This is a genomic window from Aquirufa aurantiipilula, from assembly GCF_019923745.1.
In the GTDB taxonomy this organism is placed as follows: Bacteria; Bacteroidota; Bacteroidia; order Cytophagales; family Spirosomataceae; genus Aquirufa; species Aquirufa aurantiipilula.
Genome location: NZ_JAANOG010000001.1, coordinates 402,363 through 426,530, shown reverse-complemented (window position 1 = coordinate 426,530; position 24,168 = coordinate 402,363). Strand labels below are relative to the sequence as shown.

The 24,168-nt window shown below is 36.9% G+C and carries 19 protein-coding genes; 16 read left to right on the top strand and 3 right to left on the bottom strand.

The features are described from left to right. From G9H60_RS01900 to G9H60_RS01860, 9 genes are all read left to right on the top strand, one after another. Nucleotides 1-1,416 (top strand): aldehyde dehydrogenase family protein, encoded by a 1,416-nt coding sequence (locus G9H60_RS01900; RefSeq protein ID WP_223142417.1) that lies wholly within the window; start codon nucleotides 1-3, stop codon nucleotides 1,414-1,416. After that, complete coding sequence (locus G9H60_RS01895; RefSeq protein ID WP_223142416.1) at nucleotides 1,407-4,217, top strand: hypothetical protein; 2,811 nt, start codon at nucleotides 1,407-1,409, stop codon at nucleotides 4,215-4,217. Before G9H60_RS01900 ends, G9H60_RS01895 begins: the two co-directional genes overlap by 10 nt. Then, nucleotides 4,184-5,299, top strand: coding sequence for a tetratricopeptide repeat protein (locus G9H60_RS01890; RefSeq protein ID WP_223142415.1), 1,116 nt, complete (start codon nucleotides 4,184-4,186; stop codon nucleotides 5,297-5,299). Before G9H60_RS01895 ends, G9H60_RS01890 begins: the two co-directional genes overlap by 34 nt. Nucleotides 5,300-5,352: 53 nt before the next feature. Beyond that, nucleotides 5,353-7,293, top strand: a complete 1,941-nt coding sequence (gene thrS / locus G9H60_RS01885; protein ID WP_223142414.1) for a threonine--tRNA ligase — start codon at nucleotides 5,353-5,355, stop codon at nucleotides 7,291-7,293. Between the two features lie 117 nt (nucleotides 7,294-7,410). Further along, entirely contained in the window at nucleotides 7,411-7,971 is a 561-nt protein-coding gene (infC, locus tag G9H60_RS01880; protein ID WP_109323029.1) for a translation initiation factor IF-3, read from the top strand. Nucleotides 7,972-8,057: 86 nt separating this feature from the next. After that, entirely contained in the window at nucleotides 8,058-8,252 is a 195-nt protein-coding gene (gene rpmI, locus G9H60_RS01875) for a 50S ribosomal protein L35 (RefSeq protein ID WP_109323028.1), read from the top strand. A gap of 82 nt (nucleotides 8,253-8,334) precedes the next feature. Further along, nucleotides 8,335-8,679 (top strand): 50S ribosomal protein L20, encoded by a 345-nt coding sequence (rplT, locus tag G9H60_RS01870; protein WP_109323027.1) that lies wholly within the window; start codon nucleotides 8,335-8,337, stop codon nucleotides 8,677-8,679. Between the two features lie 96 nt (nucleotides 8,680-8,775). Beyond that, a complete protein-coding gene (locus tag G9H60_RS01865) occupies nucleotides 8,776-9,906 on the top strand; it encodes a cysteine desulfurase family protein (RefSeq protein WP_223142413.1) in 1,131 nt (376 codons plus the stop codon). Further along, nucleotides 9,903-10,949 (top strand): XdhC family protein, encoded by a 1,047-nt coding sequence (locus G9H60_RS01860; protein ID WP_223142412.1) that lies wholly within the window; start codon nucleotides 9,903-9,905, stop codon nucleotides 10,947-10,949. Before G9H60_RS01865 ends, G9H60_RS01860 begins: the two co-directional genes overlap by 4 nt. A gap of 92 nt (nucleotides 10,950-11,041) precedes the next feature. Here G9H60_RS01860 and dnaK read toward each other — a convergent pair whose 3' ends face one another. Beyond that, nucleotides 11,042-12,931 carry a molecular chaperone DnaK gene (gene dnaK / locus G9H60_RS01855; RefSeq protein WP_223142411.1) on the bottom strand — a complete coding sequence of 630 codons (1,890 nt, stop codon included), beginning with the start codon at nucleotides 12,929-12,931 and terminating at the stop codon, nucleotides 11,042-11,044. Between the two features lie 171 nt (nucleotides 12,932-13,102). Here dnaK and G9H60_RS01850 point away from each other — a divergent pair, with 171 nt between their 5' ends. Next, nucleotides 13,103-14,104, top strand: a complete 1,002-nt coding sequence (locus G9H60_RS01850; protein WP_223142410.1) for a fatty acid desaturase — start codon at nucleotides 13,103-13,105, stop codon at nucleotides 14,102-14,104. A gap of 45 nt (nucleotides 14,105-14,149) precedes the next feature. Here the strand turns inward: G9H60_RS01850 and G9H60_RS01845 are convergent, their stop codons facing one another. Both G9H60_RS01845 and pgmB read right to left on the bottom strand, forming a co-directional pair. Beyond that, the gene (locus G9H60_RS01845; RefSeq protein ID WP_223142409.1) at nucleotides 14,150-16,450 is read right to left on the bottom strand and encodes a family 65 glycosyl hydrolase domain-containing protein; all 2,301 of its coding nucleotides are present in this window, start codon (nucleotides 16,448-16,450) and stop codon (nucleotides 14,150-14,152) included. Nucleotides 16,451-16,488: 38 nt separating this feature from the next. Then, nucleotides 16,489-17,136, bottom strand: a complete 648-nt coding sequence (gene pgmB / locus G9H60_RS01840) for a beta-phosphoglucomutase (protein WP_223142408.1) — start codon at nucleotides 17,134-17,136, stop codon at nucleotides 16,489-16,491. 177 nt (nucleotides 17,137-17,313) lie between these two features. Between pgmB and G9H60_RS01835 the strand changes: the two genes are divergently transcribed. From G9H60_RS01835 to G9H60_RS01810, 6 genes are read left to right on the top strand one after another with little or no spacing between them, the layout of a single operon-like run. Continuing rightward, nucleotides 17,314-19,020 (top strand): alpha-amylase family glycosyl hydrolase, encoded by a 1,707-nt coding sequence (locus G9H60_RS01835; RefSeq protein WP_223142407.1) that lies wholly within the window; start codon nucleotides 17,314-17,316, stop codon nucleotides 19,018-19,020. Beyond that, entirely contained in the window at nucleotides 19,017-19,823 is an 807-nt protein-coding gene (locus tag G9H60_RS01830; RefSeq protein ID WP_223142406.1) for an N-acetylmuramoyl-L-alanine amidase-like domain-containing protein, read from the top strand. Before G9H60_RS01835 ends, G9H60_RS01830 begins: the two co-directional genes overlap by 4 nt. Then, nucleotides 19,820-20,956 (top strand): MalY/PatB family protein, encoded by a 1,137-nt coding sequence (locus G9H60_RS01825; protein ID WP_223142405.1) that lies wholly within the window; start codon nucleotides 19,820-19,822, stop codon nucleotides 20,954-20,956. The genes G9H60_RS01830 and G9H60_RS01825 overlap by 4 nt, the downstream gene beginning before the upstream one ends. 1 nt (nucleotide 20,957) lies before the next feature. Beyond that, a complete protein-coding gene (locus tag G9H60_RS01820) occupies nucleotides 20,958-21,608 on the top strand; it encodes a hypothetical protein (RefSeq protein WP_223142404.1) in 651 nt (216 codons plus the stop codon). Then, a complete protein-coding gene (locus G9H60_RS01815) occupies nucleotides 21,605-23,320 on the top strand; it encodes an IlvD/Edd family dehydratase (RefSeq protein ID WP_223142403.1) in 1,716 nt (571 codons plus the stop codon). The genes G9H60_RS01820 and G9H60_RS01815 overlap by 4 nt, the downstream gene beginning before the upstream one ends. A gap of 57 nt (nucleotides 23,321-23,377) precedes the next feature. Then, nucleotides 23,378-24,127 carry an SDR family NAD(P)-dependent oxidoreductase gene (locus G9H60_RS01810; protein WP_223142402.1) on the top strand — a complete coding sequence of 250 codons (750 nt, stop codon included), beginning with the start codon at nucleotides 23,378-23,380 and terminating at the stop codon, nucleotides 24,125-24,127. The last annotated feature ends 41 nt before the right edge of the window (nucleotides 24,128-24,168 follow it).

Sequence of the window (24,168 nt, the reverse complement as noted above, 5' to 3'; positions counted from 1 at the left end):
ATGGTTTCACCAATAGAAGATCAAATTGCAGAAGTATTTTGGATTCAAAAATCGTCTTTGTCGCGTCTGAAAAATACGACGTATAAGGAACGCATTGATAAATTGAAGTCCATTGAAAAGTACATGATTTCTCATAAACAGGAATTGTTTGATGCGCTATTTGAGGACTTTAAAAAACCATCTTCTGAGGTAATTTTGGCTGAATTATTAGGTGTCAAAAGGGAAATAGATCATGTATGTAAGCATTTGAAGTCCTGGATGAAACCTCAAAGAGTAGATACTCCACTCCTACTTTTGGGTACTCAAGGGTATGTTCAGATGGAAGCCAAGGGAATGTGTTTAATTATTGCTCCTTGGAATTACCCATTCAACTTAGCCATTTGTCCTTTGCTTTTGGCCATTGCGGCTGGGAATGCCGTTATACTAAAGCCATCAGAACTAAGTCCAGCCACATCTTCTTTTATCAAAAAGATGATTACGGCTTTATTTGACCGTAGTGAAGTGGCTGTATTTGAAGGGGATGCCTCCGTATCCACTTATTTATTGGAGCAAAAATTTGACCATATTTTCTTTACTGGTAGCCCTTTAATAGGCAAATTAGTTATGAAAGCCGCTGCTGAGCATTTAACTTCTGTGACTTTAGAGTTGGGAGGTAAATCTCCGGCTATTATTGGGCCTCAGGCTGATATTGAAGCATCAGCTCAGAAAATTGCATGGGGTAAGTTTTTAAATAACGGCCAGACCTGTATTGCTCCTGATTATGTCTATGTCCATGAGAAGCATTATTTCTCCTTTCTAGAAGCTTTAGAAAAATCCGTAAATAGCTTTTACAATCCTGAAAAGAAAGGTGTTCAAAAAAGTAAAGATTATGCTAGAATTGTCAATTCAAGACATTTTAGTCGGATTATAAGTTTATTGGAAGATGCCAAAATGCATGGTGCTAATGTTTTATTTGGAGGTGAAACAGATGAACAAGATTGTTTCATCTCTCCTACCGTTTTGACAAACTGCCATCATGACATGAAAATCATGCAAGAGGAAATTTTTGGCCCTATTTTACCTATTTTAGTCTACAAAGACGAGCAACAGATTATTGATCAAATGGCCAAGGAAGAAAAACCTTTGGCTATGTATATTTTTTCAGAAAATGAAGAGTTTACACAGCATATCATTAAAAATACGAGTTCGGGTGGTGTGGTTGTCAATGATTGCTTAATCCATTATGGTCATGGTGAATTGCCTTTTGGTGGAGTAAATAATTCAGGAATAGGAAAAACTGGTGGAAAATTTGGTTTCATGGAGTTTTCGAATCAAAAATCGGTCCTAATTCAACATAGCCGGATGATGAAAATGTTATATCCTCCTTACCATCTCAAGGTTCGTTGGATGCTTGATTTTATATTAAAATGGCTCTAAAAAAATCATTTTTATTATTGTGTTTTTTGGTTTTGTCGTCTGGTATTTTTGGTCAGCTTACTTATTCCCTATTGGATCAAAATCCCGCTTCTGTTCGATGGAAAAAAATCCAAGTGCCCAACCAATCTATTCAAATAATCTATCCTGAAGATGCAGATAGTTTGGCACAATTAACGGCATTTTATATAGAAAAACACGTCCCTAAAGTTGGTAAAACGCTTCCTAGTCAACTTCACCCATGGAAAATTTTATTACAAAACAAGGGGATTTATTCCAATGGTTTTGTGAGTTTAAATGCTCCTAGAGCCGAATTCTTTACGATTCCAACCCAGAATTCTGCTTTGGTAGGTACCAATGAATGGTTGGAAATGTTAGTCAGTCACGAAACAAGGCATATGTTTCAAAATGAATTAGGCAGGCAAGGTTTAGCCAAGGTCTTTAGAAGTTTATGGGGAAGTAATGGGCAAGCTTTATATTCCAATATCATGATACCCAATTGGTTATGGGAAGGCGATGCGGTCGAGACTGAAACTCAATTAAACCCTATTGGGCGAAGTAAAATACCAGAGTTCTATTTGCCATTACATGCATATTTATTGGATTATGGGATTCCTTCCTATGGAAAAATGATGGGAAAATCCTTTCGACAGTTAGTGCCAAATCATTATGTTTTCGGTCAATATTTAAGTCAGTATTTTCGTCAAAAGCATGGTGAATTAGCTGTAGGTCAAATTTGGCAAAAAGCCTTACAGCGGCCATATCCATTTGCATTTTCTTCGGTAGTGAAAGAAAGAACCGGTCTGACTATAGATCAATTCAGTCAATTTGCTTTAAAAGAGTTAAGAGATTCCATTCAAAAAAGTCAGTTGGCATTCTCTGATAAGTCAGAACAGATTAGTCCTAAAATTACTCGAGGGTATACTCCATATGAATATCCATGTTGGATTTCTGATGATACTTTTATTGCCGTTAAATCAGGGTTTTCAACTATTCCAGTTTTGGTAGAGGTTAGTCGGGGTCAGGAGAAAGAATTAACCAAATTAGGACCGATTGCTGAAATGAATATGCTTTCAGCTTCAAAAAATTGGGTGATTTGGTCTGAGATTAAGTTTGATATTCGTTGGGGGCAAAAACAAGGAACTCGATTGGTTTTATTCAATCGTGAAACTAAGGTGAAGATTTTTTGGGATGGAGATGAAAAATGGATTAATCCTTCGATTAGCCTGGATAATAAGCAAGTACTTACTTTAGTACAAAATAATGATGGTTCCTCTCACCTTTTATTATTGGATGTTGAAACCAGACAATTGATTAAAAAAATCAGTATTTCATCAGGAGAACAAATAATTCATGCTCGTTTAGCAGATCAGCATCGCATGGTGTATGTGGTGAAAAATCAGCATCAAAAATCCATCCGAATCATGGATTTAGAGCGTTTTGAGGTAATCCAAGAGTTTCATTTTGGGGGCAATAATATAGGTTCCCCCTATTTAATGGGAGATTTTGTTTATTTCAACCAACCTATTGATGGTATAGATCAAATTGTTCGAATTCATATAAAAAATAAGCAACAACAGGTGCTAACACAAGCACCATTTGGGGCTTATTCTGCTCAGGTACTTGACAGTGGTAAATTGATTTATCAGGCATATCGCGCTTCAGGAGAGGCCATCATGTACAAAAAATTAGGTAATGAGTCATGGAGTCCACTGTTGCAAACGATTCCACTCTCTCCTTTACAAGAGCCTGCACCTAAATACGCGAGTCAAAAGTATTCTAAATGGAATATTTTCAATGTGTATTCCTGGGGTCCACTAATTGCTGCACAAGGTAATCAGTTGGAAATTAGCCTATTATCCAAGAACATTACTAATACCTTACAGGCTGGAGTTGGATATCAATACGATCCCAATGAACGCTCGGGCACCCAATTTGCACGATTCTCGTATCAAGGTTTGTTCCCCGTATTTGATGCATCTTTTCAAAACAGCCAAAGAAGTACAAGTTTATACATTGATAAACGCGCACCTTTTGACAGTTTAAGAACGGATAATTGGATGCAATCCAAAGGTGATATTGGAATTCGATTACCCTTTAACCTAACACATTCAGCTTTTGCAGAGTATTTAACTATCTCATCAACCTATTCGTTTTTTCAGGTTAGTGGCTATGATTTACCATTAAGATTCAAAAGTGAGGCTTTTAATGGTTTGTATTCATCCATGACTCATGCCATTTCATACTCGAAATTATTGAATCGAGCTTATTGGGATGTTCAATCACCTTGGGGTTATCAAATTGGATTGCATTGGCAAGGTACTCCTTTCGCTCAAAACTTAAATTCTGAAATTTGGTCAGCTCAGGGCAAAGTGTTTATTCCTGGTTTATTCAAACATCATGGAATCTCCCTAAGAGGTGCCTATCAGCAACAATCCAATGGGAATTATACGTTTGCAAGTACTCTAGCTTTACCTCGGGGATATACGACCGTTTTGTACAATCGATTGTACACCTTTTCTGCTGATTATAAATTTCCAATTGCAAACACCGATATTAATATTGGTAGGTTGCTGTATATCAAACGACTTAAAGGGAACTTCTTTTTCGATGCTTCACAAGGTGAAAATATTGTAAAAGATGGTACGACAACCACAACTTTCCAATCATTCGGTGTAGATTTGTCGTCCCAATTTCACTTATTGCGTTTTGCACAAAGTTTTGAAATAGGTGTTCGTTGTTTATATAAATCTCAAACCAAGCAAATCGAGTGGTATCCTCTAGTAATCGATATAGGATTTTAGTTTTATCCTGGACAGCCTTGATTTTAATAGGCGGTTTTTTGATTTCTTGTGAGACCAATCAAGATTCAAAAGGCGAGAAAATACCTCCAGCATCTGCATTTCTAAAAGGAGAAGATCCCCAGCGTGTCATTCAATACGTTAGTGCAATTCTAGAAGATAAGCCATCTTCTACCTTGTATTATATACGTTCTAAAGCCTATTTTGCTCAAAGAAAGTATTTGTTGGCTTCAGAAGATATTCAGCGCGCCCTTCAAATAGAATCGGGAGATTTAGACTTTTTGTTTCTCTCGGCACAAATACATTACCACCTCGAAGAATATAATGAAGCCTTAAAAGATGCTAAATCATTGGAAGAAGCTGGATTTTCAGCACCTGGTTTATGGATTTTATTGGCAGAGATTTATGCACAAAATGGCCAAACTAAAATGGCTAATTATTATTTGGCTAAAAGTTTAAAAGTTGGCTTATCGCCTAGAGACAGAGCTTATGTCTATACTTTACGGAATTTATCTGTGGGAGATACTTTAACTTGGATGAAAACAGTACGGGATAGTAGTGGTATTTACTTATCTGAAACTCCTTTGGCTCGACTATATTTTCAACATCAAGGAGATCGAGTGCCCATGTTGGATTATCAAGCTCAATTATTGGCAGCTCGAAAAAAGTATCCCAATGATCCTCATTTGTTGCGTTTTTGGGCTAGGTTTTTGGCTAAAATTCGACAAGTGCCCCGTGCAGAAAAGGTTTATGCTAGTGTTTTAGCTTCTTTTCCTTCCAATCCGGGATTGTTTGCAGAAGTAGGTAATTTCTATTTTAAAAATAGAGATTATTACAAAGCTTTGGCCTTTTTTGATAAAATACCAAGCAATAGCCCCTATGCTAATGAAGCTTTATTTATCAAATCCATATGTTGGCTTTATCTGGGTGAACGATTGAAGAGCTTGGCCTTGTTGGATTCAGCACAACAATTATATCCTACTGATATGAGATTTAGAGGTTTAAGGTATCGTTTGTTGAATCGAAATTTAGATTCTACCCGCGCTCAAACAGATAGTTTGTCGGCTGAGCCTTCTGAAAATTAAATTACGCTCCTAATATTCCTGCTTAATTTGTAAATTGCATAAAATTTGTACGAATGATAAAAATTACTTTTCCCGACGGAAATATCCGTGAGTATAATTCAGGTGTGACACCCATAGAAGTTGCCTTGTCAATTTCAGAAGGTTTAGCAAGAAACGTATTAGCAGCCAAAGTAGATGATCAAGTGGTAGATGCCTCTACTCCTATTCAAAACGATGCGCGAGTACAATTATTGACTTGGAATGATACGGAAGGTAAAAAGACTTTTTGGCATTCATCAGCCCACTTAATGGCTGAAGCAATTGAAGCTTTGTACCCAGGTACTAAATTTGGAATTGGTCCAGCTATAGAGAATGGATTTTATTACGATATCGATTTAGGAGGTAAAGAATTTGGTAGTGACCAGTTTAAGCAGATTGAAGACAAAATGCTGGAATTGGCTCGTCAAAAAAGTGAATACTTACGCAAGCCAGTCGCAAAAGCAGACGCTATCGCATATTTTCAAGAAAAAGACGACGAATATAAATTAGAGTTATTGGAAGGATTAGAAGACGGTTCTATTACTTTTTATACTCAAGGTAATTTTACGGATTTATGTCGTGGACCTCATATTCCCCAAACAGGATTTATTAAATCAGTCAAGTTATTAAGTGTAGCGGGTGCCTATTGGCGTGGCGACGAAAAGCGTAAGCAAATGACCCGTATTTATGCCATTACTTTCCCTAAGGCGAAAGAATTGGAGGAATATTTATTTTTATTGGAAGAGGCTAAACGTCGAGATCATCGAAAATTAGGTAAGGAATTAGAGCTTTTTGCCTTTTCTGAAAAGGTAGGTTTAGGTTTACCATTATGGCTGCCGAAAGGAACTATTCTTCGTGAAAGATTGGAAAATTTCTTGCGTAGAGCACAAGTACGTGCGGGTTATTCACCGGTTGTTACGCCACACATTGGAAGTAAAGAATTGTATGTGACTTCAGGTCACTATGCTAAATATGGCCAAGATTCATTTCAACCGATTAACACTCCTGACGAAGGGGAAGAGTTTTTGTTGAAGCCGATGAACTGCCCTCATCACTGTGAAATTTATAAAACCAAGCCTCGCTCCTATAAGGATTTGCCATTACGTTTAGCCGAATTTGGTACGGTTTATCGTTATGAGCAGTCTGGTGAATTGCACGGATTGACACGTGTTAGAGGATTTACTCAAGATGATGCGCATATATTTTGTCGTCCAGATCAAGTAGAAGATGAATTTATGAAGGTGATTGATTTGGTGCTTTATGTATTTAAGGCATTAGGTTTTCATGAATTTTCAGCTCAAGTATCTTTGAGAGATAAAACAGACCGTGAAAAATACATTGGTAGAGATGAGGATTGGGAGAAAGCGGAAGCTGCTATCATTAAATCGGCTCAAGAAAAGGGTTTACCTTATGTTGTAGAATATGGTGAGGCGGCATTTTATGGGCCTAAATTGGATTTCATGGTACGTGATGCCCTAGGAAGAAAGTGGCAGTTAGGAACTATTCAAGTGGATTATCAATTACCTCAGCGATTTGAACTAGAATATACTGGTTCAGATAATCAAAAGCATAGACCAGTGATGATTCACAGGGCTCCTTTTGGTTCATTAGAGCGCTTCGTAGCTATTTTGATTGAAAATACAGCGGGTAACTTCCCATTGTGGTTATCTCCAGATCAATTGGCAGTTTTGCCAATTTCTGAAAAGTATGAAGATTATGCGAATGAAATCTATTTACGTTTGCAGGAACGTGATTTACGTGGTTATGTAGATCATCGCGATGAGAAGATTGGTCGAAAGATTCGTGATGCCGAAGTTTCCAAGGTTCCATTCATGATCATTGTAGGTGATAAGGAGCAGGCAGAAGGATTGGTGAGTATTCGTAAAAAAGGACTGGGAGATTTAGGCTCTATGACTTTGGATGCCTTTATGGCTATTGCTCAGGAAGAAATTCAGCAATTAACGCACGATAGATAGATTTATTAGCGAATATCAATTGCTTGAAACTCTTTTGTTTGCAAATGCGTTAAAATTGATATAGCTTTCGAATTGAATACAAGAATTAACAATAATTATTAAACGAAATTTTACTTTATGGCTTTACGCCCCAATAACAATTACAGAGGAAACAAACGAGAAGAGGAGCCTTACAGAATCAATAATTTAATTCGAGGGGTTGCAGAAGTGCGATTAGTAGGAGAAAATATTGAACAAGGTGTTTATGAGTTTTCTAAAGCCTTAGCAATCGCTGAATCTCAAAGTTTGGATTTGGTAGAAATCTCTCCTAATGCAGTTCCTCCTGTTTGTAAGGTCATTGATTATGCTAAGTTTAAGTATGATCAAAAGAAAAAGCAAAAAGAAATCAAAGCTAATGCCACTAAAACGGTCATTAAGGAGATTCGTTTCGGTCCTAATACAGACGAACATGATTTTAATTTTAAATTAAAACATGCGGTTAACTTCTTAAAAGAAGGCGCAAAGGTGAAAGCTTATGTGCATTTTGTAGGACGTACAATTGTTTTCAAAGAGCGTGGCGAAATGCTATTATTGAACTTCGCTAAGGGCTTAGAGGAATTTGGTAAACCAGACGATATGCCAAAATTAGAAGGTAAGCGTATGAGCATCATCTTCTCCCCTAAAGCCGCTAAGAAATAATTTCAATTTTTTTTCATCAAAACAGGGAATTAAAGGGTATTTTTTATACTTTTGCATTCCCAATTTTAAATTTAATTTTTACAATAATGCCAAAAATTAAAACCAACTCTGGAGCAAAGAAACGTTTCAAAGTAACTGGAACTGGTAAAATTAAGCGTAAACACGCTTTTCATAGCCATATCCTTACTAAAAAAACGACTAAGCAGAAGCGTAACTTAGTTCACGCAACCTTAGTTTCTCCATCTGATATGGACCGTGTAAACTTAATGTTAGGTCTTTAATATCAATTTAAGTTATTGTTCAACCAGAAATAAGGCCTAAAGTACTGTAAAAAGTCGCCTCAATTTCAAAAAACAAATTTCTATGCCACGTAGTGTCAACCATGTAGCTTCTAGAGCTCGCAGAAAAAAAATCTTAAAATTAGCCAAAGGCTTTTATGGTCGCGGAAAAAACGTTTGGACCGTAGCCAAAAACAAAGTTGAGAAAGGTTTGCAATATGCATACCGTGATCGCAAAGTAAAGAAAAGAGATTTCAGAGGATTGTGGATTCAGCGTATCAATGCTGCTGCTCGTCAGGAAGGAATGTCTTATTCAGCTTTCATGGGCAAATTCAACAAATCAGGAATGACTTTAAACCGTAAAGTACTTGCTGATTTAGCGATGAACCACCCAGAAGCGTTCAAAGCAGTAGTAAATAAATTAGGTTAATCCTTATTTACATACCTCATAAGAAAGTCCCAAAGAAATTTGGGACTTTTTTCATGCCCAATATGTATCTTTGTTATACATCCACCCGCTAAGAAATTGAATCGTCCTATCTATTTAGATTATGCCGCCACGACTCCTGTTTCGCCAGAAGTTTTGGAAGCTATGATTCCTTATTTTAGTCAGCACTTTGGTAATTCAGGGTCCAATCAACATCTGTTTGGCTGGGAAGCTTCAGATGCCGTTGATCAAGCTCGCAAAACCATATCTTCCTATTTTTCAGTAAATCCTTCCTCTATCCTATTCACTTCAGGAGCTACTGAATCCAATAATTTGGCCTTATTGGGTTTGTTAGAAGAACAAACACCTGGACATATTATTTCTTCTCCTTTAGAGCATAAAGCGGTATTAGAGCCATTAGCTTATTTGGCCCATAAAGGTTGGGAAATTACTTACTTGGAGCCAAATTCAGCAGGTGAAATTTGTTTAGAACAAATTAAAACAGCCAAGAAGTCAGATACACGACTGGTATCCCTGATGTGGGTAAATAATGAAATTGGAGTAATCAATGATATTTCTAGCATTGCTCAATGGTGTAATCAAGAAGGAATTTACTGCCATACTGATGCAACACAAGCCCTGGGCAAGTTGGATCTATCCCAAGCTTTTTTGCCTGATTTATTGAGTTTTTCTGGACATAAAATTTTTGGACCAAAAGGAATTGGAGCCTTATATGTTAAATCGGGTATTCCACTGAAGGCTAGGCAATGGGGAGGTGCACAGGAAAGAGGTTTGCGTGCAGGTACTTTACCGATACCTTTGATTGTAGGGCTTGCAAAAGCAGTGGAAAGAATCCCGCACCTTTTGACCTTTTTACCCCAAATTCAAGTAAAAAAACAGGACTTGGAAAATTCTTTAAAAGAATCATTAGGTGATAGTTTGATTGTTAATTCAATTTCTGAAAATCAAATTCCACATATTCTTAATTTTTCAATTCAAGGTGTTGACTGGGAAAAGCTTTTTAGATGCATGCCCTTATTAGCATTTTCTAATGGATCGGCATGTAATTCCAAATCAACATTTCCCTCACATGTATTAAAAGCCTTAGGAAGAGATAATGATACTGCTTTGGCAAGTATTCGGATTTCCCTAGCTCAGCCCTATTTAAATGAAGATCATGATTGGGTGAAGGATTATTTAGTTAAAAGTCTAGAAAAATTGATATCATGAAAGATTGGATACAAATTGTGAATCGATTGGAACAACTCTTGTCTGAAAGCAATGGCATAGCCTTGGCCACTGTCGTTCATGTGGATGGTTCTGCTTATAGAAGACCTGGTGCTAGAATGTTGGTGACCGATGATGGAAATTGGTGGGGAGCTATCAGCGGTGGTTGTTTGGAAGGAGACATGTTGAAAAAGGCACAAATGGCTATCATGACACAACAAATTAAATTAGTCACTTATGATACCCGAGAGGATGATCCATTTCAATTAGGTGTAGGTTTGGGTTGTCAAGGTTTAATTGATATTGTGATAGATCCTGTTCGATCTCATTTAGAGGCATTTTATGTAGCCATGAGGAAGGCTGTAACTTCGTATGATTCAGGTGTTTTGACAAGTGAATGGGATGAAAACGATTTAACTTCATTCCTGTTTGAATACGTTCCCCAGTCGGATATTCATTCTTTTGATGCCGACAAAAAGGAGATTATAATTCAGAAAACTGCTCATTATAAGTTAGTTCAAGGAAAATCAACTTTGTTGGAATACATCCCTCCCATGCCTCGTATATGGATTTTTGGAAATCAGTTTGATGCTTTGGCCTTAATTCAACAAATTAACTTATTAGGCTGGGAGATACATTGGGTTGGGAATGTGACAAAAATGAATCCTCAAGGAAAGAAATTAGTCAATCAAGTATATGATTGGGAAGCAGACTTACACATTCTGCCGGAGGATTCTTTGGTTATAATGACCCATGATTTTGATCGAGATGTGTTTTTAATGAAAAAATTAAGCTTTTTGCAATCATTTGCCTATTGGGGGATTTTAGGTCCACAAAAGCGTATGGATAAATTGCAAGGCCATTTGCATGATGAAGGTATCGATATTACTTCGCTTAGAAAGCAGATTTCTAGCCCAATTGGTCTAGATGTCGGTGCGGAAGGTCCAGAAGAAATTGCGATTTCGATTATTGCTGAAATTATTGCTCAAAAGAATCAGCGGGATGCCCAGCCTTTAAAATTCAGGGAGAAACCCATTCATTTATAGTTGAATTTTTTTGTAAAAAACTCAATGGTCTAGAAACAAAAAACTCCCAGCGTAACTGCTGGGAGTTTAAATAAACCTCTAAACCTATTTAACTATTTTACTTCCTCGAAAGCTACATCTTCCGCTTCACTAGCACCATTGGCAGAAGCATCCGCTGTATTTTCTGTTGCACCTGCAGTTTCACCTGCAGCATACATTTCTTGGGAAGCAGCAGTCCAAGCTGTATTTAGTTTCTCCAAGCCCGCATCAATGGCGGCTACATCTTGGGAAGCATGAGCTGTTTTTAATTCAGCTAAAGCTCCTTCAATGGCTGATTTGTTTCCTTCGGAAAGCTTCTCTCCATATTCCTTCAATTGCTTCTCAGATTGGAAAATTAAAGCATCAGCTTGGTTGATTTTCTCAACACGCTCTTTCTCAATTTTATCGTTCGCTTCGTTGGCCTTTGCCTCGTTGCGCATTTTTTCAATTTCAGCATCTGTTAAACCGCTGGAAGCTTCGATACGGATTTTTTGTTCCTTACCTGTTCCTTTGTCTTTCGCAGATACATGCAAAATACCGTTTGCATCGATGTCAAAAGTAACCTCAATTTGAGGTACTCCGCGTTGTGCAGGTGGCAAACCATCTAAGTGGAAACGTCCTAATGAACGGTTATCCTTCGCCATAGGTCTTTCTCCTTGCAATACATTTAACTCAACTGAAGGTTGGTTATCTGCGGCAGTAGAGAATACTTCCGACTTCTTGGTAGGAATGGTGGTATTTGCTTCGATTAACTTAGTGAATACACCTCCCATGGTTTCAATCCCTAAAGATAATGGAGTCACATCAAGTAACAAAACATCTTTTACTTCTCCGGTTAAAACTCCACCTTGAATTGCAGCTCCTAAAGCTACAACTTCGTCAGGATTCACTCCTTTTGAAGGCTTCTTTTCGAAGAATTTTTCAACTTCTTCTTGAATTCTAGGAATACGAGTAGAACCTCCTACTAAAATAACCTCATCAATGTCAGCATTAGAGTATCCTGCATTTTTCATGGCTCTTTTGCATGGCTCCAAAGTACGTTGAATCAAGCTATCAGCTAGTTGTTCAAATTTAGCACGTGTTAGATTACGAACTAAGTGCTTTGGAATACCATTCACAGGCATGATATAAGGTAAATTGATCTCAGTGGATGCACCAGAGCTTAATTCAATTTTAGCTTTTTCTGCAGCTTCTTTTAAACGTTGAAGAGCCATTGGGTCCTTACGTAAGTCGATGTTTTCATCTGAAATGAATTCTTGAGCTAACCAATCAATGATAACTTGGTCAAAGTCATCTCCACCTAGGTGAGTATCACCATCAGTTGATTTAACTTCAAATACACCATCACCTAATTCTAAGATTGAAACGTCAAATGTTCCACCACCTAAGTCGAACACCGCGATCTTCATATCTTTACCCTGCTTGTCTACACCATAAGCTAAAGCTGCTGCTGTAGGTTCATTGATGATACGTTTTACTTCCAAACCAGCGATTTGACCAGCTTCTTTGGTAGCTTGACGTTCTGCATCATTGAAATACGCAGGAACAGTAATAACTGCTTCAGTGACAGTTTGTCCCAAATAATCTTCTGCTGTTTGCTTCATCTTAGTTAAGATTTGCGCAGAAATTTCTTGAGGAGTATATAAACGGTCTCCTATGCGAACACGTGGAGTATCGTTATTTCCTTTTTCAACTTGATATGATATTGTTTTTAGTTCAGAACTTACGTCACTATATTTTTTACCCATAAATCTTTTTACAGATGATATGGTATTTTGAGGGTTGGTAATCGCTTGTCTTTTGGCAGGATCTCCTACTTTACGTTCACCATTCTCTAAAAACGCTACAATTGAGGGAGTTGTCCTTCTTCCTTCTGAGTTAGCAATAACAACTGCCTCATTTCCTTCCATTACGGCCACACATGAGTTGGTGGTACCTAGGTCAATTCCAATAATTTTTCCCATGATTATTATTTTATTTTTTTCCTCCCATGTTACAAGGAATATGCCATGAAATCGGTTTCAAGTAAATGCTGACATATTGTCACGAACACTTCCATAAATAATAAAATCCAATAAATTTCGTCAGTAAATAGGCATATATGTTATCTTTGTAGCAAGAAAATATGTTCAATTATGTCTGAATTTAATGACTTTACGTGGGTAGAAGGTTCAGAGCCTCATCGTCAACGTACAAGAGAAATCATCAAGAAACACCCTGAAGTAAAAAAATTAATTGGTAAAAATCCGAATACCATTTGGTGGATTTTAGCCTGTGTCGGTTTACAAATTACCTTGGCTTATTTTTTAAAGGATTCTCCTTGGTGGTTAATTGTAGCTGTTGCCTGGTTTGTAGGTGCTTTCCCAACACATACACTTTTTGTTTGTATCCATGAGACAGCGCATAATTTGGTGTTCAAAAAGAATTCGTGGAACGTGTTTGCCGGAATAATTGCCAACTTTCCTTCCTTATTCCCTACTGCCATTTCTTTCAAAAACTACCATTTGAAGCATCATGCATTTCAAGGAGTGCACGAATTGGATGCAGACTTACCGGATTATTGGGAAGCGAAATTGATTAACAACTATTTCATAGGAAAAGCTATTTGGTTGCTATTATTCCCTTTCTTTCAAGCTATTCGTACTATTCGTTGTATTGAATTGGCTGTATTTGATCGTTGGGTAATTATGAATATCGTTGCTCAATTCGCTTTTGATGCGTTAATCGTGTATTTATGGGGTTGGCCAGCCTTAGCCTACATGGGATTAAGTTTCATGTTTTCAGTGGGGCTTCATCCCTTGGGTGCTCGTTGGATTCAAGAGCATTATTTAGTTTTAGATAAAAATCAGGAAACGTATAGTTACTATGGTGGATTGAATGGAATCAATATGAATGTAGGCTACCACAATGAGCACCATGATATGCCTTCTATTCCATGGAATAATCTTCCAAAATTAAAAGCTGCTGCTCCAGAATACTATGACAATTTGAAATACCATACCTCTTTTGTCAAATTGTTCTTTACATTCCTATTTTCTCAAGAGGTAGGTTTGTATTCAAGGATAGCTCGAAAAGAACGCGGCGGGGTTGTATTAACTGATGTTTCTACACCAGATATCGATTTAGCTAAAGATTAATTGATTTTTATAAAGCGATAAAAAGGCCTCAAATGAGGCCTTTTTTTATATGATTACTGTGGAATTAGCTGCAATATCATGCCTCTTATCATGTATGACAATTTCAGTATTATGATTGGCTAAATTTTGAACCTTCACTCCTGTTTGGTTCACTTCAATTTCCAAATGATCCTTTCTGAAATTGATTTTAAATCGATAACTCTTCCATTGCTTGGGTAAAAATGGTGCTAAGTGTAATTGATTATTTTGGACGCTTTGACCAGCAAATCCTTTGATAATCGACATCCAAGTTCCTGCCATGCTTGTAATATGACATCCATCTTCCGTATCGTTATTGTAATCATCTAAATCTAAACGAGCAGCACGGGTATAAAACTCATAGGACTTATCTTCTTTCCCCAATTTTGCAGCTAAGATACTGTGAACGCAAGGGCTTAATGAAGATTCATGTACAGTTAAAGGTTCATAGAATGAATAATTTCTTTCAATTTCCTCTTTGGAGAAATTCGTTTCAAAGAAATACATACCTTGTAATACATCTGCTTGCTTAATGTAACAAGAGCGCAATATTCGATCCCAAGACCAATGCTGATTAATGGGGCGTTGATTGCTGGGTATTTGATCTACTGGAGCAATAATTTTGTCTAAAAAGCCATCTTGCTGAAGGTATATTCCTCTTTTTTCATCTCTAGGGAAATACATATGCTGAACAATTCGTTGGAAATCAGCTAATTCATCCACCTTCAATTGACTTTGTTCGAATTTTAAATTGGCCTCCTTAGGATATGATTTGCTTATTTCTTGATGTACTTCTTGAACGTAATTTAGGCACCAAGCGGCTAAATAATTGGTGTACCAGTTATTATTGACATTATTTTCATATTCATTAGGTCCTGTAACACCTAGCATGACATATTTTTGAAGATTATCTGACCAATTGACACGCTGTTTCCAGAATCGAGCAATTGCTATAAGTACATCCCATCCATAGTCCAATAAATGGCGTTTATCATCTGTGTATTCTACATAATCTTTGATGGCATAGGCAATTGCCCCATTTCGGTGAATTTCTTCGAATGTGATTTCCCACTCATTATGACATTCCTCCCCATTCATGGTGACCATAGGATATAGTGCCGCTCCTTGGTCAAATCCAAGTTTTTGTGCATTTTCAATGGCTTTATCCAATTGCTTCCAACGGTAAATCAACAGATTCTTAGCTACTAGAGATGGAGCAGTAGATAAGTAAAATGGAATGCAATATGCTTCGGTATCCCAATATGTGGATCCACCATATTTTTCTCCTGTAAATCCCTTGGGACCGATATTTAGCCTATCATCTTTACCTGTGTATGTTTGATTTAGTTGAAATATATTGAATCGAATGCCTTGTTGGGCAGCCACGTCTCCCTCAATGACGATATCATTGCTATTCCATTTTTCTGCCCATGCCAATGCTTGCTCTCGTAACATTTGATCAAATCCTTTGGCTGTGATTTTACTTAGATAGTTAGAAAGTGTAATTTCAAAATCATTTGTTTGATGATTCTCAGAACTTAAGTTGACTGCGTATTTGAATATAGTAGTTGGCACATTTTCAACAACTTCTACATGGTAATTTAAAGCACTATATTTTTCTCGAGTTACGAATTGTGCTTGATTATGGACTTTTTGTCCATTTTGGTAAATATGAACCTCTTGACCTGTGATGACTTCAAAATTTGTTTTCTTTGTTTTTGACCAAACAAAGGAGCGATTTTCTTTAGCCTCAACTTTTATCTGATCCCAAAATTTTTCTTGGTAATTGGAGTCTTTGTTTTGAATATCTCCATCAATAAAAGCTTTGATATCCATTGAACCAGAGAAATTGATGGGTGTGATGGAATAGGAAATAGCCCCTGATTCATCATCTGCCATACTATTGAAGCGAATGGATATTATTTTTATTCGTTTATTATTTGACAAGCTAATATCACATGAACGAAGTAAATACCCTTCCTTCATATTCAATTCCCGGTAAAAATCATGAATGGTAGCTTGGTGTAAATCAACCTTCACCCCTTCTATTTCTATATCTATACCTATCCAATTGGCGGCATTTAACACTTTGGCAAAGTATTCTGGATATCCGTTTTTCCACCAGCCAACACGTGTTTTATCTGGATAATATACCCCAGCTACATAATTTCCTTGTAGGGTCTTTCCTGTATATGTTTCTTCGAAATTGGCTCTTTGTCCCATTCTTCCATTTCCCAATGAAAATACAGATTCTGTAATTTCATTGAATTCAGGATGGAATGAATCTTCAATTACCTTCCAAGCATCGTGTTTTAAATATTGTTTCATGAGGTTCTAATTAGGAGCTAAAACGCCTATTGCTAAAATTAAAGTAGTAGTAGGTCGGAAACCCGTATGTCATTAAAAGATGGTATAATTTTATCAGCGCCAAATAAAATGGCAGAAGAACCTATTCCAACGACTTTCATCCCTCCTGCTTTGGCTGCATCTATACCCGCTTGAGCATCTTCAAATACGATGCAATCTGCTGGGGAGCAAGCTAATGCTTCGGCACCTTTAAGAAAGACTTCCGGATCTGGTTTGCTTTTTGTGACTTTGTTTCCATCTATAATAGCTTGAAACCAGGTGATTAAGCCTGTTTTTTCCAAAATAATTTGAGCGTTTTTACTGGCTGATCCTAATGCAATTAAATAGCCTTGATCTTTCAACTGCTTAAGAAAGGTAAGAACACCTGGTAAAATTTCGCTGGGATTCATGTGTGAAATAAGCTCAAGATAGGTCTCATTTTTTTCTTTGAGCCAAATGTCTTTTTGCTCTTGAGTAGCTTGAAATTGTGCCCAATGCAAGATTTTGTCTAAAGATTCTACTCTGGAGATCCCTTTAAGTTCTTCATTTTGTTCATGACTCAATTCAAAATCAAATTGTTTTCCTAAGGTTCTCCAAGCTTGAAAATGGTAAATTGCTGTATCTACTAGTACGCCATCTAGGTCAAAAAGACAGGCTTTATACTTCATTGTATCATTTTTAGGGTTATGCTATATTTCAAAAATACGAGTTTTCTAGCTGTGTAAAAAGCTAAATTTGGCTTATTAGAGCACTTTATCTTGTATTTGAGGAATAATTTAATTTTATTTAAAAAGAATTATTTTAGCCTGAGTCCATTATTTTAAATTTATTTGACCCTGTTTTCCATGAAAGAGAAAAGCTCCCATAAGTTTATTGTATATCAAATGATGTTTCATTTATGGGGTAATACCAATACTGATTTAGCTTTTAACGGATCCTGCGAAAGAAATGGTGTGACTAAGTTTAAAGATGTTTCCTTGAAAGCTTTACAAGCTTTGGCCAAAAAAGGTTATACTCATTTATATGCTACAGGAATCATAGAACATGCAACAATGGAGGATTTTACAGCCTATGGGTCTCCCTTGGATCATCCTTCCATTGTCAAGGGGCGCGCAGGTTCTCCATTTGCTATTAAAGATTATTATGATGTAAATCCATTTTTAGCTTCTGAACCAGCTAAAAGAATGGAAGAGTTTGAGGAAATGCTGGAAAGGATTCATGTATCTGGTTTACACTTGATTCTTGATTTTGTTCCAAATCATTTAGCTCGACAATATTATTCTGATAAAAAACCAAAGGGTATCATTGATTTTGGTATGAATGATCAAACGGATAAATCGTTCGATCCTAATAATAATTTTTACTATTTACCCGGTACACAATTTTCTGTTCCTTCAGGTTTGGACATACCTGTACCTTATTCTATCCCTTATATTGAAATTCCTGCCAAAGTGAGCGGGAATAATGTTTTTTCTGCCCAGCCATCCAAAGACGATTGGTTTGAAACGGTAAAGTTGAATTATGGAATTGATTTTCAACACGAGGAGAAAACGTATTTTGACCCGATACCTGATACTTGGTTAAAATTGTTGGATGTTCTAATTTATTGGACCAACAAAGGCGTAGATTCTTTTCGATGTGATATGGCGGAGATGGTTCCGGTGGAATTTTGGGCATATGTGATTCCAAAGATTAAAGCCATCAAGCCTGAAGTTACTTTCATAGCTGAAATATATCAACCACATCGTTACCATGAGTATATATTCCAAGGTGGATTTGATTATTTATACGATAAAGTTGGTTTATATGATGCTTTAAGGAGGTTGATGGAAGAACGACCTGAAGCTACCGTAGAAGATATTACGCGTGTTTGGCAACATGAATCTGGGGAATTTGCAGAGCATATGTTACGCTTTTTAGAGAATCATGATGAAACTAGAATAAATAGTCCTGGTTTTGCAAAACATAATCTTTGGTCCACTATTCCTGCAATGGTGGTTACTGCTTGCTTGCATCATGGGCCAGTAATGTTGTATATGGGGCAAGAATTTGGTGAAGCAGCCAATGAGGTTGAAGGGTTTAATATGGCACAAGATCGTACATCTATGTTCGATTTTTGGCGAGTAGAAACACATCAGCGTTGGATGAATCAAGGAAAATTCGATGGTGCCTTATTAACCAAGGAAGAAAAACTATTGGATGAATTTTATGTGGATTTATTTCAATGGGTACATGCTCATCCTGCTATTCAAAAAGGACATTTTTTTGATTTACAATACGCTCAAAATGAGCATTATCCAAAGAGAAAGGTCTATTCATTTTTACGATATACTTCCAAAGAGAAATTGTTAATTGTATGTAATTTTGAATCCAAACAAAGCTATTCGTTAGACATACAATTACCCACCTTGGCCAAAGATATGATGAATGTTTCTGGGGTAAATTGTCAATTAATTAAAGCATTTATCCCGCCAGCTTCGAAAGAGTTTAGTACAACAATAGATGGAGCTATTTTACCCCCCAATAGTGCTTATATTTTTAAGATTTCATGATGCTTAATTCCTTGCGGCTGTTAATTTATATTTTCTTTTTTCTTCAAATTCAAGCTGGCAAAGCTCAAGAAAAATGGATTCCCATGGATTTACAAAGCAGAATAGCCTTAGCCAAGAAAAATCAAAATCATGTGATGTTGGCTGAATATTTTCTGGGTAAGCCCTATGTAGTTAATGCACTTTCTGCTGAAAATCCAGAGAAATTGTACCTTTCTTTGGAGGATTTTGATTGTGTAACTTTCATCGAAAATGTGATGTCTTTATACCAATCAAATGGCCAGGATTCTCTCTTTAAGAAAAACTTGATACATTGGAGGTATTCCAAGCCGAAAGATATTCGTTTTGAAACTCGACAGCATTATTTCTCTGCAGCTATGAGGCAATTAATACAAGATGGATGGATTGTTCCAGTGCATCCTTCTGAGGAAATTCAAAGTATTAAGAGTTTTACATTTTTATCTCAATATTATCTACCTAAAGGTAAAAATATATCCATAGCTGATTTGGAGCGGGTTGAAAAGAAATTGGCATCAGAACCATTCATATATATTCCCTCAGTCAAAGTAAAATCAATTCTCTCAAGTTTGAAAGAGGGTGATATCGTTACATTTGTTTCCAAAAGAATAGATTTAGATGTACAGCATACGGGTTTTCTTACTTTTAGAAAATCAAATTGGTATTTACTTCATGCCTCACAAGAAGTTAAAAAGGTATGTGTATCTGATAAGAATTTAGTGGAATACTTGAAATCGCATCCCTCCTTTCTTGGCATTCAGGTTTTTAGACCTAATTTTATTAAATGAAAAAATACGACTTTGATCGAGTGATTGATCGTAGAAATACGTCAAGTTATAAATGGGATAATCCCATGTATGCAGATAAAAAAATGCTTTCAATGCCAGTGGCAGATATGGAGTTTGCTGTGGCAGATGAAATTTTGGAAGCATTGGATAAAATTACTCATCATGGGGTTTTAGGATATTCTATTGTGCCAGATTCTTTAAGATTATTGGCACAAAAAAGAATTTCAGAGGAATATCAATGGGAAACTGATTTGGAATGGCAAGTATGGCTTCCTGGAATCGTTCCGGGTATCACCTTAGCTTGTGATCTATTTTCCAATGAAGATCGGGGAGTTTTGACTGCTATACCTGTGTATCACCCTTTTCATTTGATACCTACATGGTTAAATCGACCATTAATTACATTTCCCATGGTGGAAAAGGCTGGTCGTTGGACCTACGATTTTGAAGCTTTTGAGAAAGCCTTACAACAAAAGCCTGCTGTTTTTTTATTTTGTAATCCCCATAATCCAGGAGGAACAGTTTTTAATCAAGCAGAAATTGATCAGATAGTCAGTCTTTGTCAGCAATATGATTGTATGATTATTTCAGACGAAATTCATGCTGATTTGCGCTTATATCCTCAATCGAATCATATTTGTATTGGTCGGGATATCGTGGAATTACCTTCTATCAGTTTTTTCGCTACTTCTAAGGCTTTCAATACGGCAGGTTTGGGTGGATGTGTCGCTATTATTCCTCACCAGGCTACAAGAGAAGCATTTGTTAAAAAGACCTTTGGATACATGCCTATGTTAAGTCGGCATAGCATCGATGTGATGTCGGCCACTTACCAACATGGTTCGAACTGGTTATCACAATTAATCCCTTATTTGAAACAGAATCATGATATTCTTTTGGATTTTGTCAAACAACAACCTGGTTTGGATATGATTCCCCTTGAAGCCACCTATTTGGCATGGATTTCTTATGATCAAACTTGGGGGGATTTACCCAATCGACTTTTGGAACATGGCCTTCATGTCCTTCGCGGGGAACAGTTTAAAGGAAAAAACTTCATTCGATTGAATTTTGCTTGTCCAAAATCACAATTGGAGGAAGCTTGTCAGATTATTGCCAGTTTGACACACTAATATGTTGAAGATTATTCGCTTTGTTTTATTTATACTTTTTGTTTTTCTACTCGTTGGACTGATTTATTATGTTCAACAAAAAGAAGAAATGGAGCAACAAGCGAATATTGGCATGGAAGAAATGGATTTGGTTCAGCGCTACGAAGATTCCTTGAATCGTACACCCAAAGTCGAAGAGTCCCGTAATTTTTCCGAGTTCTACACTAAAATGGAGGATTTTGAAGCAAAAGTAGAGACTCAAGCTAATCATATTGTTTTTCGTGTATCGAAGAGTAACCAGATTATTTATGAAAAAGAATTTGTAGGATTGACTTGCCAGCAAATTTTGTCGTCAGACCTTAATGGAAATATGCAACCTGAGTTTTGGCTTTTGCTCAAAAAGGGTAAAAACAACCAAATTTATGCTTTTGAGTATCATAAGGGTCATTTGAAAGCATTTCAATTTCCGACTTTAAAAGGTAGACAAAATTTTGGCTACGTAGGAAATGATAGTTTACATGTAGATAAATCTTATATTGTAAGGTCATTTGATTTTAAAAATGATCCCTATTCAGACCTTTCTGAAGGAATTAGGGCATGTTATTATAGCTTTGGTATAGACCAAAGCTTTGTATTAAACAAAACGTTAGACTTAGAACATATTCAACAATGAGTGAGCAAAAATTACGATCGCAACAATGGTTTGGCAAGACTGGTAAAGATGGATTTATTTACCGTGCTTGGATGAAAAATCAGGGTATTCCTGATGATTATTTTCAAGGAAAGCCAGTGATTGGTATTTGTAATACATGGTCTGAATTAACACCTTGTAATGCTCATTTTAGAGAATTGGCTGAATTTGTCAAAAAAGGTGTCATAGAAGCAGGCGGCTTTCCAGTAGAGTTTCCGGTGATGTCATTGGGGGAAACCTTGATTAAACCTACTGCCATGTTATATCGTAATTTGGCTAGTATGGATGTAGAAGAATCGATACGAGCGAACCCGATTGATGGAGTGGTTCTGATGTGTGGTTGCGATAAAACTACTCCTTCCCTAGTGATGGGTGCATGTAGCGTGGATTTACCAAGTTTGGTTATTTCCGGAGGTCCTATGATGAAGGGGAAATTCAAAGGAAAGGAAATTGGAACGTCAGATGTATGGCGTTTTGCAGAAGCCTATAAATTAGGTGAATTATCTCAAGCTGAATTTATTGAAGCTGAAGCTTGTATGGCCCGTACGCCAGGTCACTGTGCGGTGATGGGTACTGCTTCAACTATGGCTACTATGGTGGAAGCCTTGGGATTAAGTTTACCTCAAAATGCGGCTATTCCAGCCGCTGATGTACGTAGAAAAGTGTTGGCTCAACATTCTGGTAGACGTATTGTGGAAATGGTGAAAGAAGATTTAAAGCTTTCTAAAGTTTTGACCAGGGAAGCATTTGAAAATGCCATTCGTGTGAATGCAGCTACCGGTGGTTCTACCAACTTTGTCATCCATTTATTAGCTATTGCTGGTCGTATTGGTATTGAATTAGATTTGAATGATTTTGATAAATTCTCAAAACAAATTCCATTATTGGCCAATATTCAACCTTCCGGTGTACATTTTATGGAAGATTTGTATTATGCTGGTGGTCTACCTGCTTTGATGAATCAAATGAAGGAATTCTTGCACACGGGAATTATTACTGTAAATGGTAAAACCGTGGGTGAAAACATTGCGAATACGCCTATTTATGATTCTAACATTATTTCTACCATGGAGAATCCATTTAAACCGGATTCTGGTATAGCGGTAGTAAAAGGCAATTTGGCACCTAATGGTGCTGTGGTTAAACCAAGTGCAGCATCTCCTGAGCTATTTAAACACCGCGGCAAAGCAGTGGTATTTGAAAACATTGAAGATTATCACGCTAGAATTGATCATCCCGATTTAGATATTGATGAAAATTCGGTCATGGTCTTGAAAAATGTAGGTCCGAAAGGATATCCAGGTATGGCTGAGGTAGGCAATATGGGTATACCTAAAAAACTATTAGAAAAAGGCGTGAAAGATATGGTTCGTATTTCGGATGGGCGGATGAGTGGTACAGGTTTCGGGACGGTAGTATTGCACGTTTCTCCTGAATCTGCTGCTGGAGGACCATTAAATTGGGTTCAAAACGGAGATTATATCGCTTTGGATTTGGATAATAGATCCATTCATTGGGAGGTTTCAGAGGAAGAACTAGAAGCTCGTAAGTTGGCACAACCATTCCAAGCACAAGCACATATTCGAGGTTATGTAGGTCTATTTATTGATCGCGTTTCTCAAGCACACGAAGGGGCAGATTTTGACTTCCTTAAAGGTGGTTCGGGTTCTATCGTAACGAGAGATTCTCATTAATTTCAAATAGAAGAGGTCTTTTTTGAATAAAATGACCTCTTTTTTTTACACCTTTCTATGTTAAAGTATATTGTTACAGGGGCAGCACAAGGAATTGGTTTCGAGATAGTTAAGTCTATTTTGTTGCAAGGTAATTATGTCATTTGGAATGATATTAATCAAGAACAAATAGAAAAAGCTCAGGCTCACTTGCATCATCTTGGGCTATACCAATTTACTAGTATTTGCGGTGATTCAAGTTCGGATGAATTTTTAGATGCTCTTTCTAATGTGCTAGATGAAACTCCTGGTACATTAGCTGGATGTGTATGTAACGCAGGTATTACTACTTTCGGTGATTTTTGGTCATATACCAAAGAATCGTTGGATCAAATTTTGAAAGTTAACATCAAAGGAACATTCTTTTTGGCACAATTGGTGGCTCAAAAATTGAGAGATGCAGGTAATGGAGGAAGTATTTTATTGATGTCCTCTGTGACGGGTCATCAGGCTCATCCCGATTTAGCTGCATATGGTATGACCAAAGCTGCCTTGAATCAATTGGCCAAGAATTTAGTGATTGACCTCTCTCCTTTTAAAATTCGAATCAACACAATTAGCCCTGGGGCTACTTTAACTGAAAGAACGCTTTCTGATCAAGATTATATCAAAGAATGGTCAGCTATTACCCCTTTAGGTTATCCTGCTACGGTAGAAGACATAGCCAATGCGGCCTTGTTTTTCCTTTCTCCGCTGTCCAAGCACATCACAGGTCAGTTTTTAGTCATTGATGGTGGCTGGACTTCAGTGGGGATACCACCGAAATAAATTATAAATTATAAATTATAATTTATGAATGGTGTATATTT

Bases quoted from the DNA above. Each gene is read 5' to 3' on its own strand.
- G9H60_RS01900 (WP_223142417.1), top strand. From the start codon at position 1: ATGGTTTCACCAATAGAAGATCAAATTGCAGAAGTATTTTGGATTCAA.
- G9H60_RS01895 (WP_223142416.1), top strand. From the start codon at position 1,407: ATGGCTCTAAAAAAATCATTTTTATTATTGTGTTTTTTGGTTTTGTCG.
- thrS (WP_223142414.1), top strand. From the start codon at position 5,353: ATGATAAAAATTACTTTTCCCGACGGAAATATCCGTGAGTATAATTCA.
- infC (WP_109323029.1), top strand. From the start codon at position 7,411: ATGGCTTTACGCCCCAATAACAATTACAGAGGAAACAAACGAGAAGAG.
- rpmI (WP_109323028.1), top strand. From the start codon at position 8,058: ATGCCAAAAATTAAAACCAACTCTGGAGCAAAGAAACGTTTCAAAGTA.
- rplT (WP_109323027.1), top strand. From the start codon at position 8,335: ATGCCACGTAGTGTCAACCATGTAGCTTCTAGAGCTCGCAGAAAAAAA.
- G9H60_RS01860 (WP_223142412.1), top strand. From the start codon at position 9,903: ATGAAAGATTGGATACAAATTGTGAATCGATTGGAACAACTCTTGTCT.
- dnaK (WP_223142411.1), bottom strand. From the start codon at position 12,931: ATGGGAAAAATTATTGGAATTGACCTAGGTACCACCAACTCATGTGTG.
- G9H60_RS01850 (WP_223142410.1), top strand. From the start codon at position 13,103: ATGTCTGAATTTAATGACTTTACGTGGGTAGAAGGTTCAGAGCCTCAT.
- G9H60_RS01845 (WP_223142409.1), bottom strand. From the start codon at position 16,450: ATGAAACAATATTTAAAACACGATGCTTGGAAGGTAATTGAAGATTCA.
- pgmB (WP_223142408.1), bottom strand. From the start codon at position 17,136: ATGAAGTATAAAGCCTGTCTTTTTGACCTAGATGGCGTACTAGTAGAT.
- G9H60_RS01835 (WP_223142407.1), top strand. From the start codon at position 17,314: ATGAAAGAGAAAAGCTCCCATAAGTTTATTGTATATCAAATGATGTTT.
- G9H60_RS01830 (WP_223142406.1), top strand. From the start codon at position 19,017: ATGATGCTTAATTCCTTGCGGCTGTTAATTTATATTTTCTTTTTTCTT.
- G9H60_RS01825 (WP_223142405.1), top strand. From the start codon at position 19,820: ATGAAAAAATACGACTTTGATCGAGTGATTGATCGTAGAAATACGTCA.
- G9H60_RS01820 (WP_223142404.1), top strand. From the start codon at position 20,958: ATGTTGAAGATTATTCGCTTTGTTTTATTTATACTTTTTGTTTTTCTA.
- G9H60_RS01815 (WP_223142403.1), top strand. From the start codon at position 21,605: ATGAGTGAGCAAAAATTACGATCGCAACAATGGTTTGGCAAGACTGGT.
- G9H60_RS01810 (WP_223142402.1), top strand. From the start codon at position 23,378: ATGTTAAAGTATATTGTTACAGGGGCAGCACAAGGAATTGGTTTCGAG.